This window comes from Cellulomonas palmilytica, assembly GCF_021590045.1.
GTDB lineage: Bacteria > Actinomycetota > Actinomycetes > Actinomycetales > Cellulomonadaceae > Cellulomonas > Cellulomonas palmilytica.
This window is the reverse complement of sequence record NZ_CP062221.1, coordinates 1,491,407-1,507,049: the sequence shown is the minus strand read 5'-3', so window position 1 is coordinate 1,507,049 and position 15,643 is coordinate 1,491,407. Positions and strand designations below refer to the sequence as shown.

Here is a 15,643-nt window from a genome sequence, read left to right as displayed (position 1 = left end):
GCGGGTCCGCGAGCGCCAGGAACACACCGGGGACCACGACGGTTGTGCCCCGTGGGCGCCCCTCGCGCAGCACCCGGCGCGCGGAGGCCGGCGCCCGACGAAGGAGACCCACGATGGGATGGCTCTTCGGATCCGCGATCCGCACCACGATGGTCGAGCCCGAGCGCGCGCTCGCCGGCCGCGACCGGTACGCCTACACCGTGCCCGAGACCCACGTCGTCCTCGGCACCCCCCTGCAGGGCCCCTGGCCCGAGGGCACCGCGGTGATCCACCTCGCGCTCGGCTGTTTCTGGGGCGCCGAGAAGGAGCTGTGGCAGCTCCCCGGCGTCGTCACGACGGCCGTCGGCTACCAGGGCGGTTTCACGCCGTTCCCCACGTACGACGAGGTCTGCACGAGCATGACCGGGCACACCGAGACGGTCCTGGTCGCGTACGACCCCACGGTCCTGCCGCACGACGAGCTGCTGCGGCACTTCTGGGAGGCGCACGACCCGACGCAGGGCTTCCGCCAGGGCAACGACGTCGGCACGCAGTACCGCTCGGCGGTCTTCACGACGACGCCCGAGCAGGCGCAGGCCGCGCACGCCACGCGCGAGCTGTTCGCTCCGCGGCTCGCGCGCGCGGGCTTCGGCGACATCACCACCGAGATCCGCCCCGCGGACGAGGCCGGCCCGTTCTACTACGCCGAGCCATCCCACCAGCAGTACCTGGTCAAGAACCCTCACGGGTACTGCCCGGTCCACTCGACCGGTGTGACGTGCGACTGACGCCCGCGAAGGACGCGGCGGCCGCTCGAGTCGCCGCCTGACCGCAGGGTGGGCGGTGCTGTCTCCCCCCGGAACACCGCCCACCCGCGGCGCGCGCGAGGCTCCCCCTGAACCCGCGCTGCGACGAGGGCCTTCCGACGACCAGCACGCACACCGTTGTGCGACCCAGCGAGAGCTGCGGTCACGAGGCGACCGGTCGGCCTGGTCAGAAGGTACGAGTCCGAGCGAACCGTGTGAACCAGGCGTCCACGTGGCGTCGGACCGCAGTCCAACTTCGTGGTCCGGCTTCGGCTAGTCCTCGGCCGCGGACGGGTCGCCCGTGGTCGTCGCGACGTGGTCGCTGTGGCCGAGCGGCTTGCCGGGCGCGACGACGTCCCGCACCCGGCGCTTGAGCTCGGTGATCTCCGGGAACCCGCCGTCGCGGCTGCGATCCCACAGCACCACCGGGGCGTGCTCGTCGTCGGCCCTCTCGCCGGACGCCTTGTCAGGCGCCTGGTCGGGCGCCTGGTCGGGCGCCTGGTCGGGCGCCTGGTCGGGCCAGGCCTCGACGACGAACACGCCACCGGTCCCCGGACGCAGCGCGACCTCCCCCACCTCGCGGTGGAAGGTCGTCAGCAGCTCCTGGGCGTACCAGGCCGCACGCAGCAGCCAGCGGCACTGCGTGCAGTAGGTGAGGACGACGCGGCTCAGCGCGACGTCCGCACGATGTCGACGACGAACACGAGCGTGTCGCCGCCCTTGATGCCGGCCTGCGGGACGCCGCGGTCGCCGTAGCCGAGGTGCGACGGGATCGACAGCAGCACGCGGCTGCCGACCTGCTGGCCGACGAGGCCCTCGTCCCAGCCCGCGATGACGGCACCGACGCCGATCGGGAAGTTGATCGACGAGCCGCGGTCGTACGAGTTGTCGAACACGCCGCCCTGCCAGGACTGGCCGAGGTAGTGGACCTCGATGTCGTCGCCGGCCTCGACCAGCTCGCCGTCGCCCCGGCTGAGGACCTGGACCTCGAGCTCGCCGGACGGTGCCGCGGCGGGGAACGCGAGGGTCGGCTTCTGGCCGAACGAACCCGAGACCTCGGGCAGGGCAGCAGTCATGGAGGAACTCCCTGTGGGATCGGTGGTGCGCCCGGTCGCGGACGCGCCCGCCCATCCTCGCGCATGCGACCGACACGGGCATCACCTCGTCCAGCCGTGTCCAGCCGTGTCCAGCCGTGTCCGACCGTCGAGCGGCCCGCCGACCAGCCGGGCGGGCCGTCGTCTGCGAAGGTGGGGCGCGTGACCGAGCTCGCCGACCACGCGCCGACGACCGCGCGCACGCGCGTGCCGCCGCTGCACGCGCTCGCCGCGGCGCTGGTCTGCGGGTCCGCGGTGCTGCTGTTCGCGGTGCACGTGCGGCCGCTGGCGTACGTCCCGCTCGTCGTCGGCGTGGTCCTCGGGCTCGTCGTCGACCGGGTGCTGGGACGTGACCTGCTGCTCGTCGGGACCGGCATGGCGATCGTCAGCTCGATCCCGCTGGCCGCGGACCTGTCCGACGCGGGGATCGTGCGGTTCGCCGTCGCGCTGTCGCTCGCCGTCGTCGTGCCGTACGTGCTGTCGCACCGCGTGTTCGGCGACGACGTGATCCGCTTCCCGTGGCGCACCGGACGGCGCTGGACGCGGTTCCAGTGGGGGTACCTGCTCGTCGTCGTCACCGCGGGGTACCTGCTGCTGCCGTTCTACTTCCTGTCCTCGGGCGCGTACCGGAACTGGCCGACGGTCCAGGCGCCCGACGAGATCGCGCGCCTGTTCGTCGGCGTCAACGCGGTCGGCACGTGGGACGAGCTGTTCTTCATCTGCACCGTGTTCGCGCTGCTGCGCCGGCACTTCCCGGTGTGGCTCGCCAACCTGCTGCAGGCGACCGTGTTCGTGTCGTTCCTGTGGGAGCTGGGGTACCGCTCGTGGGGGCCGCTGCTGACGATCCCGTTCGCGCTGGTCCAGGGCTGGACGTTCAGCCGGACCAAGTCGCTGACGTACGTGCTCGTCGTGCACCTGCTGTTCGACGCGGTGGTGTTCATGGTGCTGGTGCACGCGCACTCGCCCCACCTGTTCGACGTCTTCGTCACCGCGCCGCGATGACGACCCCGACGCCGGCAGCGCGCGACTAGTCCCAGGTGGTCGTGCGGGCGGCGAGGTCCGCCGTGCCCACGCGGCCCAGGGGTGACCAGATCCGCACGGCGTCGCCCGGGTGCAGGCGGTCGTCGTCGGCGTACCGGGCCGCGAGCGCCCACTCCGCTCCCGCGTCGCCCGCGTCCGCGCGCACCAGGAGGTCCGCGACCTCGTCGGCCAGGCGGTCCGCCTCGTCGGGCGGACCGACCGGGTCCTCGGGCCCCGCCGTCTCGGCGCCCGGACCCCACACGTCCCACAGGAGCAGCTCGTCGCCGCGCCGGTGGGCCGCCTCGAGACGCACGTACGCGCGCACGAAGTCCCGCCCTCCGACGTCGATCCCGGGCGCCACGCCGAACCGCGACAGGTCGAGCCCGTCCCGGCGGTGGGCCAGCCACGCCTGCGCCGCCGTGACGAACGGCCCGTGGACTCCCGTGCGGATGTCCCGGACGTCGAACGGCTCGCCCGCGAACGGGGCCGCCCCGAAGCTCTCCGGCAGCTCCGCGTCCCACAGCACCCACCGCTCGCCGTCCCACTGCTCGACCACCACGTGGTCGACGTGGAAGTTCGGCACGAAGTACGCCGCGAACCCGACCCGCGAGCGCGCCGGCACGCCGTGCTGGCGCAGCACCGCGACGGCCAGCAGCGTGTGGTCGCGGCAGCAGCCCCCGCCGCGCAGGTCCGACGAGCGGCCCGCGAGCTGCGGCGACCGGGCCAGACCGACGTCGAGGATCCGCTCGCACCAGCGCAGGTCGACCTCCGAGGCGCGCGCGGGGTCGAGCACCGCCGCCTCGCCGCGGTAGTGCGCGACCAGGCCCGTCACCGCGGCGTGCACGGCCTCGGGCTGCGGCGCGACACCCGCGAGCACGCCCGCGTGCGGGCCGGGGTCGCTGAACGGCGTGTGCTCCGCCCAGTCGGGCGGCGACACGCCCCCGGCGCGCAGCCTCGTCGTGCTCCCGCTCATGCGCCTCTCCTCGCCGTCGTCGGCGCCCTCAGCCGACCACCTCGCGCAGCCAGCGCAGCTGGCGGTCGAGCTGGAAGCCCTGGCCGCCTTCGTGCCGGTTGAACTCGTAGACCTCGATGTCGGTGCGGGGACGCTGCGACGCGAGCCCCGCGTAGTGGTTGTACGCCGCGAACACCGTCGACGGCGGGCAGATGTCGTCCCGCAGCGCGACGCTGAACAGCGCGGGCGCCGTCGCGCGGCGCGCGAGGTGCACACCGTCGACGTAGGACAGTGTGCGGAACACCCGCTCTCGCGCGCCACGGTGCACCGCGAGGTACTGGACGAGTTCGCCGTACGGGAAGCCGTCCGTGACGTCGACCGCGCGGCGGAAGTGGCACAGGAACGGCACGTCCGGCATGGCGGCGACGAGCCCGTCGGACAGGCCTGCGGCCGCGAGCGTGAGCCCACCGCCCTGGCTGCCGCCCGTCACCGCCACGCGCGCCGGGTCGACGCCCGGCAGCGCGCGCACCGCGTCGACCGCGCGGACCGCGTCCGTCATCATCCGGCGGTAGTAGTACCGCTCGGGGTCCTCGATGCCGCGCGTCATGACACCGGGCGACGCCGGGCCCGAGCCCGCCTCGTCGGGCGTGTGCGCGCCGCTCCCCCACGTCGAGCCCTGCCCGCGCGAGTCCATGAGCAGGTGCACGAACCCGGCCGCGGCCCACGCGAGGTGCTCGTGCGCGAACCCCCGCCCGCCGCCGTAGCCGATGTACTCGACGACCGCGGGCAGCGCATCGCCCTGCGAGCCCGCGGGTCGCGTCACCCACGCCTTGACCGGCTGGCCGTCGAAGCCCGCGAACGTCAGGTCGGTCGTCTCGATCAGGCGCAGTCCCGTGTCGACCGGGCGCGCGTCGACCACGACGTCGTGGCGGCGCGCCTCGGTGAGCGTGCGGGACCAGAACGCGTCGAGGTCCGCGGGCTCGTCGAGGTCCGGGAGGTAGCGTTCGAGCTCGGGGAGGGGGAAGTCGTAGAGAGCCACCCGCCGACCCTAGCGAGGTCGACGGGTGGCTCCGTGTCAGGCGTGCGGCGTGCCGGGGACGGTCCCCCGGACGCGCGTCACTCCCGGAAGATCGCGAGGATCCGCAGGATCTCGAGGTACAGCCAGACGAGCGTGACGATCAGGCCGAAGGCCGCGGCCCACGCCATCTTGCGGGGCGCGCCGCCCTCGACGCCCTTCTTGATCGCGTCGAAGTCGACGATGAAGCTCGCGGCCGCGAGACCCACCGCGAACAGGCCGACGAGGATGCCCAGGCCGTCGCTGCGCAGCGGGCCGTACTCCCCGCCGCCGACGCCCGCGATCATCAGGACCACGTTGAGCAGCGAGAACACGAGGTACCCGACCATCGCGAGGACGAGCCAGCGCGTGAACTTCGGCGTGACACGGACCTTGCCGGACTTGAAGACCACCAGCGCGGAGGCCGCGACGGCGAGCGTGCCGAGGACCGCCTGACCGACGATGCCGGGGTGGCGCGCCTCGTAGAACGCGCTGATGCCGCCGAGGAACACGCCCTGCGCGACGGTGTAGAGCGAGATGAGCACGGGGCTCGGCTCACGCTTGAACGCGTTGACGAGGCCGAGCACGAGGCCGACGAGCGCGCCGACGATCCAGAGCCCGGGGGCGAGCGCCCACGTCGCGGCGCCCACGACCACGAGCAGGGCGAGCAGGCCGCCCGTCTTCATGATCACGTCGTCGTACGTGAGGCGGCCGGTCTCGCGCGTCGTGGCCGCGGGTGCCGCGTACATCTGGTCGAGCGCGGCGGCGTCGACCGTCGAGTGCGTCGCGCTCGACTCCGCGTAGAGGGTCCCTCCGCTGCGGCGCTTGTCCTCGCCGAAGACGGGGCTGTTGCTGAAGACGGGGTTCGCCACGTCGTCCTCCTGATCGGCCCACGCCACCTCGGCGCAGGTCTGTGGTCGTCCAACGTACAAGGCGGGCCGCCGGTTCCCCGGCTCACGCCGACCATCCTGTGGACGGACCCGCGGCAGTCCGCGGTCGGGAAGGTCCACCCGCAGTCGGATGCCTCGCCGTGGGCCCCTGCCTCTAGTGTCGACGCGACACGTCACCGACCGGAAGAGCCTCCGCGATGATCGAGGCAACGAACCTCACCAAGCGATACGGCGAGAAGCTCGCCGTCGACTCCATCTCGTTCCGGGTCGAGCCCGGGACCGTCACCGGCTTCCTCGGCCCGAACGGCGCCGGCAAGTCGACCACGATGCGCATGATCGTCGGGCTCGACCGTCCGACCGCCGGGCACGTCACGGTCAACGGCAAGCCCTACGCCGAGCACCACTCGCCGCTCACGCAGGTCGGCTCGCTGCTCGAGGCGAAGGCCGTGCACACCGGCCGCAGCGCCCGCAACCACCTGCGCGCGCTGGCCGCGACGCACGGCATCTCCGACGCCCGGGTCAACGAGGTCATCGAGATGACCGGTCTCGAGAGCGTCGCCAAGCGGCGCGTCGGCGGGTTCTCGCTCGGCATGGGCCAGCGGCTCGGCATCGCCGCCGCGCTGCTCGGCGACCCGCGCACGCTCATCCTCGACGAGCCCGTCAACGGCCTCGACCCCGAGGGCGTGCTGTGGGTCCGCAACCTGGTCAAGTACCTCGCGAGCCAGGGCCGCACCGTGTTCCTGTCCTCGCACCTCATGAGCGAGATGGCCGTGACCGCGGACCACCTCATCGTCATCGGGCGCGGCAAGATCATCGCCGCCGGGCCGGTCAAGGACATCGTCGAGCGCGGCACGCGCACGTCGGTCCGCGTCGTCAGCCCGCAGGCCGCGCAGCTCGCCGAGCTGCTCGCCGGCCCCGAGGTCAGCGTCACGTCCTCCGAGCCGGGCTCGCTCGTCGTGCACGGCGCGACCGCACCCGAGATCGGCGAGGCCGCCGCGGCCGCGGGCGTCGTGCTGCACGAGCTCACGCCCGTGCAGGGCTCGCTCGAGGAGGCGTTCATGTCCCTCACCCAGGACACCGTCGAGTACCACTCCACGATGGGCCACGACGGCGTCGCGCCCGTCGCGGCGACCGGTCAGGAGGCCGCCCGATGACCGCCACGACCGCCGCCGCACCGGCACCCGCCCCCGCGACGGACGTGCACGTCACGTTCCCCCGGCTCGTGCGGTCCGAGTGGATCAAGCTCTGGTCGCTGCGCTCCACCGCGTGGACGCTCGCCATCACCGCCGTCGTCATCGTGGGCTTCGTCCTGCTCATCACGTGGGGCATGCTCGACGCCAACGAGATGAGCGGAGGCACCGAGGACGTCAACGCGCTCGACGCGTTCGGCGCGATCCCCTACCTCGGGCCGACGGCCGTCGCCGTGCTCGGGGCGCTCACGATCACCGGCGAGTACACGACCGGGATGATCCGCAGCAGCTTCGCCGCCGCGCCGCGCCGGCTGCCGGTCCTGTGGGCGAAGGGCCTCGTGCTCGCGCTCGTCGTGTTCGTCGTCACGGCCCTCGCGGTCGCCGTCGCCGCCACCCTGCAGGCGCTGATCTTCGGCAGCCAGGGCGCGTCGGTCGACCTCGGCGACCCGCAGGTGGTGCGCGCGCTCGTCGGCAACGCGCTGTACGTGACGATGATCGGTGTGCTCGCGTTCGGGCTCGGCGTGCTCATGCGGCACTCCGCCGCGGCGATCACGACGACGCTCGGCATCCTGCTCGTGCTGCCGATCCTGTTCAGCCTCATCCCGTGGAAGCCGCTGCAGGACCTCACGCCGTACCTGCCGAACGTCGCGGGCTCCCAGATGACGCTCACCGACGCGATGATCGAGCAGCAGGCGGGCTTCACCGGCTCCGTGGTGCTCTCGGCGTGGCAGGGTGCCGGCGTCCTGCTCGCCTACCTCGTCGTGATCCTCGCCGCCGGGGCCTGGCTCACCAAGCGCCGCGACGCCTGACAGCACGACCCGCGTGGCCCCGCGACCGCACCCGGTCGCGGGGCCACGTCGTCGTCGCGGGTGCGCCTGCGCGCGACCCGCGACGCCTAGGGTGGTGGTCACCGCACGGAGGAGAGCAACCCATGGAACCCGCGATCGCCGACGTCGAGCGCCAGGTCGCCCTGCTGCTGCGCCTCGCCGACCGCAACCGGCGCCGTAGCCGCCGCCTGGAGGGCACGCTCGAGCGCTCCGCGTACCTCGCACTCGGCCGGCTCGCCGACGGCGGCCCCGCGGGCATCAACGAGATCGCCGACCACCTGCGCCTCGACGCGTCCACCGTCACGCGCCAGGTGCTGCAGATGGAAGCGCTCGGCTACGTGAGCCGCTCGCGCGACGACAACGACGCGCGCCGCTCGGTGATCGACGCGACGCCTGACGGCCTCGCGGCACTCGAGGCCACGCGCCGGGCGCGCGCGGACGTCTACGCCGAGGTGCTCGCCGACTGGACGCCCGACGACCTGCAGACGCTGGCCACCTCGCTGACGCGCCTCAACGCCTCGCTCGACGCGTCGCTCGACGCCTCGTCGGCGACGGCGGCACGCCCCTGACCGTCCCGCGCCGTCCCGCACCTTCCCGCACCGTCCCGCACCAGGCGTCCCCGCGCGCCGGGCCCGATCGTGCGCTCCCGACGGACGACCTAGGCTCGCTCGTCGTGACCACTCCCCCGCCCGGGCCCGCCGGCGACCGTGACCTGAGCGGCGGCCGCGAGGCTCGACGCCGCCCCCACCCCGTCCTCGCGCACGTGCTGCGCGCGGAGCGGCTGACGCCGGGTCTCGTCCGGGTCGTCCTCGGCGGGCGGACGATGGCGCCGTTCGTCGCCGACGCGCACGCGGACTCCTACGTCAAGCTCCTGTTCCTGCCCCCGGGCGAGCGCCCGCTGACGGCCGACGGCCGTGTCGACCTCGACGCGGTGCGCGCCGCACTGCCCGCGGGCGTCGCGCCGCGGCTGCGCGCGTACACGGTGCGGCGCTTCGACGCGGACGCGCTCGAGCTGACCGTCGACGTCGTGGTGCACGGCGACGAGGGTGTCGCCGGGCCGTGGGCGGCGCGTCTGGTCGGCGGGGAGGAGATCCTCGTCTCGGGCCCGGGCGGCGCGTGGTCGCCCGCGACCGACGTCGACCACCACCTGCTCGTCGGGGACGCGAGCGCGCTGCCCGCGATCGCCGTGGCGCTCGAGCGGATGCCCGACGACGCGCGCGGCGTCGCGGTCGTCGAGGTCGACGGCCCGCACGACGAGCTCGCGCTGACCGCCCCCGCGGGCGTCGAGCTGCGCTGGGTCCACGCCGACCACGCGAGCCCCGGACGGCGGCTCGTGGAGACCGTGCTCGCACTCCCCTGGCCCGACGGTCGCGTCGGAGCGTTCGTCCACGGCGAAGCCGGTGCCGTCAAGGAGGTCCGCCGGTACCTGCGGCTCGAGCGGGGCGTCGCACGCGAGGACCTCTCGGCGTCGGGGTACTGGCGCCTGGGCGTCGACGACGAGGGCTGGCGCCGCACCAAGCGGGGGTGGGTCGCGCAGGTCGAGCAGACCGAGCAGGCAGCGGGGTTGGCGTAGGGCCGCTGCGGCGCGCGCGGGGCCGGTGGGAGGATGCTCGCGCACGCGCCCGTAGCCCAACCGGCAGAGGCGGCCGGCTTAAACCCGGCTCAGTGCGGGTTCGAGTCCCGCCGGGCGCACGACGACGAGAGCCCCGGTCCGCGTGGACCGGGGCTCTCGAGCGCGTGACGGGCGGACCGTCAGGACGCGGACTTCTTGGAGGACTTCTTCGCGGCGGCCGCGATCTCCGGGTCGGCGGGCTTCTCCTCGACGACGCGCGGCTTCGGCGGCACCGACGCGGCACGGAACTCCGCGCGCGGGTCGTGCAGCGCGCCCAGCGGGACGACCTCGCGGCGCAGCAGCAGCGACCCGGTCCAGCCGGCCATGATGCGCAGCTTGCGGTTCACGGTCGGCATCGCGAACACGTGGTACGTGCGGTGCAGGACCCACGCGAGGAACCCGCGGACCTTGATCTTGCCGAACATCTGCGCGACGCCCTTGTACATGCCGAGGGACGCGACCGCGCCGATGTTCTTGTGCGAGTAGTCCGTGACCTCGGCCGAGCGGAGCACGCGCGCCAGGTTGTCGCCGAGGTGGTTGCCCTGCCGCAGCGCGTGCTGCGCGTTCGGCGGGCAGAACTTGCCGGGGTTGAACAGGTCCGGCACGGCCGCGCAGTCGCCCGCGGCGTACGCGTCCGGCACGACCTCGCCGTTCTCGTCGACCACCTGGAGCGCGGCGTTGCAGGTCACGCGGCCCATCGTGTCGAGCGGCAGGTCGGACTGCTGCAGCACCGGGTTGGCCTTGACGCCCGCGGTCCACACGATCGTGTCGGCGTCGAACTCGACCTTGTTCGACAGGACGATGTGCCCGTCGACGCACGAGTTGAGGAACGTCGACAGGTGGATCTCGATCTGCCGCTTGCGCAGCTGCTCGAGCGTGTAGCCGCCGAGCTCCTCGCTCACCTCGGGGAGGATGCGCGGGCTGCCCTCGACGAGCACGAACCGCAGCTCGTCCTGCTCGATCTGCTTGTAGTGCGCGATCGTGTAGCGCGCGATGTCCTCGAGCTCGGCGAGCGCCTCGATGCCCGCGAACCCGCCGCCGACGAAGACGAACGTCAGCATCCGCCGGCGCAGCTCGGGGTCCCACGTCGAGGACGCGACCTCGATGCGGTTGAGCACGTGGTTGCGGACGGCGATGGCCTCCTCGACGTTCTTGAAGCCGATCGCCTGCTCCGCGAGGCCCGGGATGGGCAGCGTGCGCGCGACGGAGCCGAGGCCGATGATCAGGTGGTCGTACGTGACCCAGTAGGGCTCGCCCTCCTCGGGCGTGATCTCGACCGTGCGCTCGGCGTGGTTGATCTGCGAGACCTTGCCCTGCAGCACGTCGACGCCCTTGAGGGCGCGACGGTGCGGTGCGACGACGTTGCGGGGGTCGATCGACCCGGCGGCCGCCTCGGGGAGGAACGGCGCGTACGTCATGTACGGGCGCGGGTCGACGACGACGATCGCGGCCTCGCGGCGGCCGAGTCGCTTGCGGAGGCGACGAGCCGAGTACAGGCCGACGGTGCCGCCACCGAGGATGACGATCCGGGGGACCTTGCGCGACTTGGCGGGGCGACCCGGGGTCGCGGGCTCGGCGACCGTGGTGGAGGCAGACTGAGGCATACGTCAACGGTATCCGCGCATCCAGGGCCCGACACCTTCGCGCCCGGTGACGATGCGCACATCGGGACGACCTGCCCTGTGAAAACCGTCACGAGTCCCGTTCGGGGGGCCGCGGCGGCCTGCGCGACCGTCGCGCGACCTACGCCGGAGGCACCGCGTTCGCGCGCACCACCTGCGCGTACCAGTGGGCGCTCGACTTCGGCGTGCGGCGCTGCGTCTCGTAGTCGACGTGCACGATGCCCCACCGCTGCGTCATGCCACGCGCCCACTCGAAGTTGTCCACGAACGACCACGCGTAGTACTGCCGCAGGTCCACGCCCTCGGCGACGGCACGCGCCGCCTGCTGCAGGTGCGTGCGCAGGAAGTCGAGGCGCTGCGGGTCGTCGATCTGCCCTTGCGCGTCGGGGTCCGGGATGCCGTTCTCGCTGATGACGAGCGGCGGGACCCGCGGGTAGTCGGCGGGCAGCCGCACGAGCAGCTCGTACAGACCCTCGGCGTGCACCTGCTGCCACCCGGCCGGCGACGGCGGGTACAGCTGCAGCCACGAGCCGGCCTTGTCGATGCCCGCGACGCCGTAGTACTGGACCGCGAGCAGGTCGCACGGCTGCGAGATCGTCTCGAGGTCGCCGGGCTGGACGAGGGCCTCGAACCTCGCCCGGTCGCCGTGCAGCTGGCCGGGCTTGTCCCCCACCGCCTCGTCCGGGTACGAGCCGCGCAGGACGGGGTCGAGGTAGAGGCGGTTCTCGGCCGCGTCGAGGCGGTCCGCCGCGGCGTCCGCACCCGCCGTGCCGTAGACGGGCATGAGGTTGAGCGCGATGCCGATGCCGCCGCGCCCGCCGATCTCCCGGAACGCGCGCACGGCCTTGCCGTGCGCGAGCAGCTGGTGGTGGACCGCCGCGAGCCCCGCGTCGATGTCCCCGAGGGCAGGCGCGTGCTCCGTGCCCGCGTAGCCGACCATCGCCGTGGTCTTGGGCTCGTTGATCGTCAGCCACGTGGCGTCGACGTCCCGCAACGTCTCGAACACGACCGCGGCGTAGTCCGCGAACCGGTCCGCGGTGTCGCGCACCGCCCAGCCGCCCGCGTCCTGCAGCGGCTGCGGGAGGTCCCAGTGGTACAGCGTGATCGCAGGGTGCATGCCGCGGTCGAGCAGCCCGTCGACCAGACGCCGGTAGTGGTCCAGGCCCTTCTGGTTCACCTCGCCGCCGCCGGTCAGGTACCCGGTGGGCACGATCCGCGGCCACGAGATCGAGAAGCGGTACGCCTGCAGGCCCAGGTCGACCATGAGGTCGAGGTCCGACTCCCAACGGCGGTACTGGTCCGCCGTGGGCTCGGCGACCGAGCCGTCGTCGATCCGGCCGGGCTGAGCCGCGAACGTGTCCCAGATGGACACGCCGCGCCCGTCGGCCGTCGTCGAGCCCTCGACCTGGAACGCGGACGTCGCCGAGCCCCACACGAAGCCCTCGGGGAAGCGCATCGGCTCGGCCGGCACCACCCATTCCGTCGGGGTCGCGTCCGGGGTCGTCCGGTCGTCGACGGGCGCGTGGTCGTGGTCCGTGCACGCTCCGAGCAGGCCGAGGCCGACGAGCCCGCACCCCATCTCCAGCACCGTGCGGCGCGCGACGAGCCGCCCGCTCGGCGCGGCCGGGTTCGGCTGATCCATCCCTGGAGCTCCTCGTCGAGCGGCGTGGTCAACAGGGAACGGCAGCCGGTGGGACCGGCCATGGAAACGCTCCCAAAGCGGCATTTGCCGCACATCGTGCCACCCGGCCCCGCGAGGCGTCAGGCAGTTCGACCCGTGGGATGGTACCGGTTCCAGTGAGGTCAGTCACAGATGCGCGAGAGGTGACACGGTTCAGACGTGGCGTTTCACGAGGTAGACGCCACGCGCACCCCCGCGTTCCGGTCCCCTCCTCGACGACGGGGCCGGGACGGTGGCCGACGAGGGTCAGCGGGCGGCGCGCTCCGCGGCGCTGAACGCGATGCCGTCGAGGATGTCGTGCTCGGACGTCACGACGTGCTCGAGCGCGCCACCGGCCGCCGCGACCTCGTCGCGCACCCGTGCGACGACGTCGTGCCACACCAGCGCGCCGGCACCGATCACGTCCACGCGGCCGGGGTGCATGAACCCGAGCGCCGCCCGCTGCTCGCGCGTCGCGCCGAGGAGGTCCTCGCACGCGGCCAGCACGGTGTCCGTGGGCAGGACGGCGCCGTCGATCCGGTCCGGCTGGTACGACGGCAGGCGCAGCGCGTGCGCCGTCACGGTCGTCACGGAGCCGGCCAGCCCGACGAGCGTGCGCGCCCGCCCCAGGGGCACCACGGCCGCCGCCTCGTCGAGCGCCGCCGCGACGTCCCGGTGCGCGGCCGCGCGCTCGTCGTCGGACGGCGGGTCACCCAGCAGGTGCCGCTCGGTGAGGCGCACGCAGCCCACGTCCATCGAGAGGGCCGCCTCGGGCGCGCGCTCCCCCAGCACGAGCTCGGTCGAGCCGCCCCCCAGGTCGACGACGAGGTACGGGCCCGGGTGGTGCGCCGCGACGACGCCCGTGGCGCCGCGGAACGACAGCGCCGCCTCCTCCTGACCCGAGACCACCTCCGGCTCGACGCCCAGCAGCGCGCGCACGCCGTCGACGAAGTCCGCGCGGTTCTCCGCGTCACGCGACGCGGACGTCGCGACGAACCGGACGGCCGTCGCGCCGAGGTCCGCGCTGATCCGCGCGTAGCGCGCGGTCGCGGCGAGCGTGCGCTCGAGCGCCTCGGGTGCGAGCCGGCCCGTACGGTCCACGCCCTGGCCGAGCCGGACGACCTCGGAACGCCGGTCGAGGTCGACCAGCGTCCCCGCGGCGGGATCGACGTCCGCCACCAGGAGCCGGATGGAGTTCGTCCCGCAGTCGATGGCAGCCACTCGCGTCACGGCGGACATCCTCGCACCCGCACGGGCCGTGTCCGGAACGCGCCCGTCGTCAGGCGCGCCGAGCTCGCGGCACGCTCGTCGGGAAGGACCGCCGTCAGCAGGTGCAGCGGTCCGGGCGCCACGTCCCACGGATCATCGTGAGCGCCTCGTCGCCGAACGGGTTCACGCCCGGCCCCGCCGCGAGCGCGTGCCCGACGAGGACGTGCAGGCACTTCACGCGCGTCGGCATGCCACCCGCGGAGATGCCCGCGATCTCCGCCACGTGGCCGATCGCCTCACGGTCCGCGAGGTACGCCTCGTGCGCGTGGCGGTACGCCGCGGCGAGGTCCGCGTCGACCGCGAGCCGCTGCGTCCACTCCTTCATCAGCCCCGACGCCTCGAGCGTGCTGACCGCGGCGACCGCCTGCGGGTGCGTGAGGTAGTACAGCGTCGGGAACGGCGTGCCGTCGTCGAGCCGCGGGGCGGTCCGCACGACGAGCGGGCGGCCGCACACGCACCGTGCCGCGACACCCACCACCCCGCGCGCGGGGCGGCCGAGCTGCTCGTGGAGCACCTCGAGGTCGTGGGCGGTCACGTCCGATGCGGTGGTGGGCACGTCACTCCTTGGTCCGGGGGGCATCCATTGTCCCTCAGCGCGCGCGCGTCGTCCCGCCACGGGGCAGCGGACCTCCCGAGCGCGCCCGCCGCTCGTCGTCAGGTGCGTCGTCAGGGCTTCGCGGAGGACGAGGGCTCCGCGGACCCTTTCCCCGCAGGGTCCTTCTTCGCGTCCTTCTGCTTCGTGTCCTTCTGCTTCGCGTCCTTCGCGTCCTCGGCCGTGGCCGGGTCGCCGTCGTCGTCCGTCTCCCCCGCGACGACGAGCGAGTCCCAGACCGACGTGTACCAGGGCTGTTCCTCCGGCGTGCCCGCCACGGGCGCGTCGCGGACGACGACCTCGGCGGTCGGGTCCTCGACCGTCTCCGGGTCGACCACGCGGTACGCCTTCTCGCCCGGCAGCACGTAGGACAGCCGCTCACGCGCCTGGGCGGCGACGAACGCCGGGTCGTCCCAGCGCTCGAGCTCGGCCTCGAGGTCCTCGTTGCGCTCGCGCGCGTCCGCGACCTGGCCGCGCAGCTCGCGCAGGTCGGCCTCCTGGCGCAGGTACGTGTGCAGCGTCGGGTAGACCAGCACGAACGCCAGCACCAGCACGCAGCCCAGCACGATCGCGCGCACCGAGAACAGGCGCGGCGGCTCGACCCGCGTGCGTTCCGCCCGCGCAGTGCCGCGCGGCGGCGTCGAGGGCGCCCGGTTGCCCGGGCGGGTCGCGCCGGGCCGCGACGTGGCGCGCGGGACGCCGCGGGACGGGGTCGCGGCCGAGCGGGTGCCCCGGGCCGGCGTGACCGGCCGGGCTCCACCACCGGTGCGTGCGGCACCCGTGGCCCCGGTGCGTGCAGCACCCGCGGCCCCGGTGCGCGAGACACCCGTCGCTCCCGGGCGTGGGGCGCCGGACGCGCCGTCGCGGACGCCCGCACGCGGGTCGACCGGGCGGCGGGGTGCTGACATGCGCCCGATTCTGCCCCGCGAGCGGCTGCGAGCCGGGGACGTCGCGGCCGCCGCGCGCCTTCCTTCACCGATCCCCCACCTGCACGCCGGCGCCGGGAACGCGAGAGGCCGGTCGCCCCGGAAAGGGGACGACCGGCCTCGGGGTCGGCGTGCGCCGACCGCTCAGGC

Annotated in this window: 16 protein-coding genes and 1 tRNA gene; 7 read left to right on the top strand and 10 right to left on the bottom strand. The window is 73.8% G+C overall.

The window, feature by feature from the left end; genetic code table 11:
* The first annotated feature begins 113 nt into the window (after positions 1–113).
* Complete coding sequence (gene msrA, locus F1D97_RS07015; RefSeq protein WP_236123139.1) at positions 114–767, top strand: peptide-methionine (S)-S-oxide reductase MsrA; 654 nt, start codon at positions 114–116, stop codon at positions 765–767.
* Between the two features lie 291 nt (positions 768–1,058).
* Here msrA and F1D97_RS07010 read toward each other — a convergent pair whose 3' ends face one another.
* Both F1D97_RS07010 and F1D97_RS07005 read right to left on the bottom strand, forming a co-directional pair.
* Entirely contained in the window at positions 1,059–1,457 is a 399-nt protein-coding gene (locus tag F1D97_RS07010) for a SelT/SelW/SelH family protein (RefSeq protein ID WP_255701602.1), read from the bottom strand.
* Positions 1,454–1,861, bottom strand: coding sequence for an FKBP-type peptidyl-prolyl cis-trans isomerase (locus F1D97_RS07005; protein WP_236123138.1), 408 nt, complete (start codon positions 1,859–1,861; stop codon positions 1,454–1,456). The genes F1D97_RS07010 and F1D97_RS07005 overlap by 4 nt, the downstream gene beginning before the upstream one ends.
* A 180-nt stretch (positions 1,862–2,041) precedes the next feature.
* Between F1D97_RS07005 and F1D97_RS07000 the strand changes: the two genes are divergently transcribed.
* Positions 2,042–2,881 (top strand): CPBP family glutamic-type intramembrane protease, encoded by an 840-nt coding sequence (locus F1D97_RS07000; RefSeq protein ID WP_396022563.1) that lies wholly within the window; start codon positions 2,042–2,044, stop codon positions 2,879–2,881.
* Between the two features lie 25 nt (positions 2,882–2,906).
* Here F1D97_RS07000 and F1D97_RS06995 read toward each other — a convergent pair whose 3' ends face one another.
* From F1D97_RS06995 to F1D97_RS06985, 3 genes are all read right to left on the bottom strand, one after another.
* Positions 2,907–3,872: a transglutaminase domain-containing protein gene (locus F1D97_RS06995; RefSeq protein WP_236123137.1), complete on the bottom strand. Its 966-nt coding sequence runs from the start codon at positions 3,870–3,872 to the stop codon at positions 2,907–2,909.
* A gap of 28 nt (positions 3,873–3,900) precedes the next feature.
* A complete protein-coding gene (locus tag F1D97_RS06990; RefSeq protein WP_236123136.1) occupies positions 3,901–4,890 on the bottom strand; it encodes an acetylxylan esterase in 990 nt (329 codons plus the stop codon).
* A gap of 77 nt (positions 4,891–4,967) precedes the next feature.
* Entirely contained in the window at positions 4,968–5,777 is an 810-nt protein-coding gene (locus F1D97_RS06985) for a Bax inhibitor-1/YccA family protein (RefSeq protein WP_236123135.1), read from the bottom strand.
* 215 nt (positions 5,778–5,992) lie between these two features.
* Here F1D97_RS06985 and F1D97_RS06980 point away from each other — a divergent pair, with 215 nt between their 5' ends.
* The 5 genes from F1D97_RS06980 (at position 5,993) to F1D97_RS06960 (ending at position 9,504) form a co-directional block, all read left to right on the top strand.
* Positions 5,993–6,949, top strand: a complete 957-nt coding sequence (locus F1D97_RS06980) for an ABC transporter ATP-binding protein (protein ID WP_236123134.1) — start codon at positions 5,993–5,995, stop codon at positions 6,947–6,949.
* On the top strand, positions 6,946–7,794 hold the full coding sequence (locus tag F1D97_RS06975) for an ABC transporter permease subunit (RefSeq protein WP_236123133.1): 849 nt from the start codon (positions 6,946–6,948) through the stop codon (positions 7,792–7,794). Before F1D97_RS06980 ends, F1D97_RS06975 begins: the two co-directional genes overlap by 4 nt.
* Positions 7,795–7,916: 122 nt before the next feature.
* On the top strand, positions 7,917–8,381 hold the full coding sequence (locus tag F1D97_RS06970; protein WP_236123132.1) for a MarR family winged helix-turn-helix transcriptional regulator: 465 nt from the start codon (positions 7,917–7,919) through the stop codon (positions 8,379–8,381).
* A 104-nt stretch (positions 8,382–8,485) separates the two neighbouring features.
* Positions 8,486–9,385: a siderophore-interacting protein gene (locus F1D97_RS06965; protein WP_236123131.1), complete on the top strand. Its 900-nt coding sequence runs from the start codon at positions 8,486–8,488 to the stop codon at positions 9,383–9,385.
* A 45-nt stretch (positions 9,386–9,430) separates the two neighbouring features.
* A tRNA-Leu gene (locus tag F1D97_RS06960) sits at positions 9,431–9,504 on the top strand.
* Between the two features lie 60 nt (positions 9,505–9,564).
* Here F1D97_RS06960 and F1D97_RS06955 read toward each other — a convergent pair.
* The 5 genes from F1D97_RS06955 to F1D97_RS06935 all read right to left on the bottom strand — a co-directional run bounded on the left by F1D97_RS06955 (position 9,565) and on the right by F1D97_RS06935 (position 15,475).
* Complete coding sequence (locus tag F1D97_RS06955) at positions 9,565–11,028, bottom strand: NAD(P)/FAD-dependent oxidoreductase (protein ID WP_236123130.1); 1,464 nt, start codon at positions 11,026–11,028, stop codon at positions 9,565–9,567.
* A gap of 139 nt (positions 11,029–11,167) precedes the next feature.
* The gene (locus F1D97_RS06950; RefSeq protein WP_236123129.1) at positions 11,168–12,688 is read right to left on the bottom strand and encodes a GH1 family beta-glucosidase; all 1,521 of its coding nucleotides are present in this window, start codon (positions 12,686–12,688) and stop codon (positions 11,168–11,170) included.
* A gap of 285 nt (positions 12,689–12,973) precedes the next feature.
* On the bottom strand, positions 12,974–13,936 hold the full coding sequence (locus F1D97_RS06945; protein WP_317618968.1) for a Ppx/GppA phosphatase family protein: 963 nt from the start codon (positions 13,934–13,936) through the stop codon (positions 12,974–12,976).
* Between the two features lie 94 nt (positions 13,937–14,030).
* Positions 14,031–14,555, bottom strand: a complete 525-nt coding sequence (locus tag F1D97_RS06940; RefSeq protein ID WP_236123127.1) for a DUF501 domain-containing protein — start codon at positions 14,553–14,555, stop codon at positions 14,031–14,033.
* Between the two features lie 86 nt (positions 14,556–14,641).
* Positions 14,642–15,475 carry an FtsB family cell division protein gene (locus tag F1D97_RS06935; protein WP_236123126.1) on the bottom strand — a complete coding sequence of 278 codons (834 nt, stop codon included), beginning with the start codon at positions 15,473–15,475 and terminating at the stop codon, positions 14,642–14,644.
* Between the last annotated feature and the right edge of the window lie 168 nt (positions 15,476–15,643).